The sequence below is a fragment of the Borreliella lanei genome (genome assembly GCF_014205895.1).
Classification (GTDB): domain Bacteria; phylum Spirochaetota; class Spirochaetia; order Borreliales; family Borreliaceae; genus Borreliella; species Borreliella lanei.
Window position 1 is genome coordinate 1 of sequence record NZ_JACHFC010000020.1, and the last position, 1,399, is coordinate 1,399.

2 protein-coding genes and 2 pseudogenes are annotated in these 1,399 nt (G+C 27.2%); 3 read left to right on the forward strand and 1 reads right to left on the reverse strand.

Annotated features, from left to right (window positions below; genetic code table 11):
* A pseudogene (locus tag HNQ06_RS05935) lies at positions 1-110 on the forward strand (ErpL protein); the annotation flags it as partial.
* 47 nt (positions 111-157) lie between these two features.
* Here HNQ06_RS05935 and HNQ06_RS05585 read toward each other — a convergent pair.
* Positions 158-427, reverse strand: a complete 270-nt coding sequence (locus HNQ06_RS05585; RefSeq protein WP_184108016.1) for a TM2 domain-containing protein — start codon at positions 425-427, stop codon at positions 158-160.
* A gap of 208 nt (positions 428-635) precedes the next feature.
* On the opposite strand from HNQ06_RS05585, the gene HNQ06_RS05590 reads away from it, so the two are divergent.
* Both HNQ06_RS05590 and HNQ06_RS05595 read left to right on the forward strand, forming a co-directional pair.
* Positions 636-1,202, forward strand: coding sequence for a DUF603 domain-containing protein (locus HNQ06_RS05590; RefSeq protein ID WP_184108018.1), 567 nt, complete (start codon positions 636-638; stop codon positions 1,200-1,202).
* A pseudogene (locus tag HNQ06_RS05595) lies at positions 1,199-1,399 on the forward strand (PBSX family phage terminase large subunit); the annotation flags it as partial. The gene HNQ06_RS05590 and the pseudogene HNQ06_RS05595, both read left to right, overlap by 4 nt.

Sequence of the window (1,399 nt, forward strand, 5' to 3'; positions counted from 1 at the left end):
TGACTAATGGTAATAGTAATACTAGTGATATGGTTAATGAAGTTATAATTAATTCACTTAAGAAAATTGAAGAAGAGCTTAAGGAGATTGGAGAAGATAAAAAAGAATAAGATAAATGGTTTTTAAAAGCATAAATTACTAAGAACAAGACTAACAATTAGTCTTGTTTTTTATATAGTAATACGGTAAGTAAAAAAGAAACAATAGATATAAATAAACATGAAAGACTTATTTTGGTTTTATTACCTGCATAAAAATTATGAAATCCTAAGTAGCCAAAAACTAAACACAATAAAAATGCTATTAATTCGTAATAAAATTTTTTATTTTGTTTGTTTTTAGTCCCACAAGCGACACAAATTTTAGCATCTTTTTTAATTGCCTTGCTACATGATTGGCAATATATCTCGTCAAAAGCTTTTGACATAGCTTTAAGTTCCTTTTAAAAATAAAATATACCTATCTAAAAGCATTTAAGACAAGTAAATTGTATTTTTATATTTAATAAACATTTTAAATATAGAGCAGCAGTTAATATGTATAAAGAAGTTAATAATTTATGTTAATAATTTGTTAAATTGCTTTACTATTTAGAGCAACAAGTTGTTAATTTTGCTATTTTAGGAGAAATTTTTTTGAAAAAAGGTAAAAGGTTTTTTGATGATTATGTTGCATATTTTAGCGAGGGCGTATTAAGCGATGTAGAAATAGCGGACAAATTAGGAGTTTCTAAAGTAAATGTGTGGAGAATGAGACAAAAATGGGAAAGTGGAGGAAATTTTATTAACGAGGACTCTAGAGTAACAATTAGTGAAGATACTTTTGAACACCTTTTGTCGCAAACCTTTAGATCAGAAGTTGGCGCTAGGAAAGTTAGAAGCGAATTGGATTTAGAGCGGGCTAATTTAGAATTAGGGTTTATAAATGCATTTAAGCAATATTCTAGTGTTGAGCTTGTTAGGATGCATACTAAAATAAAAAATTTAAGAGCCGAAATTGACGCTTTAAATAAAGCAAGTAGTAAGAAAAGTAAGAAAGTTGTTAGTGAAGAAATTGATTCTTTAAAAAGCGAGCTTGATGAATATATAAAGGAGTGTTCAATAAGAGAAATGGAGCTTTACTATGAATGTATGAAAAAACTTGCAACTGCTAATGAAGCTGAAAGCAAAAGCAACTACAAAAATAGTAAAGGGCACAAGTGAACTTATATCAAACAAAACTTTTTACAACACTGCAAAAGGAATACAAAAATAAATATGGAGTTGACATATCACAATTTGTAAAGCCAACAAATTCTTCAATTGATTTTGATAAATTTGAAGAAGAACAGTTAACTTTAAAACAAAAGAATGTGATAAGAAGTATTCAAAAGAATAATGAAAAGAAGATTATACTTAGT

Bases quoted from the DNA above. Each gene is read 5' to 3' on its own strand.
- HNQ06_RS05585 (WP_184108016.1), bottom strand. From the start codon at position 427: ATGTCAAAAGCTTTTGACGAGATATATTGCCAATCATGTAGCAAGGCA.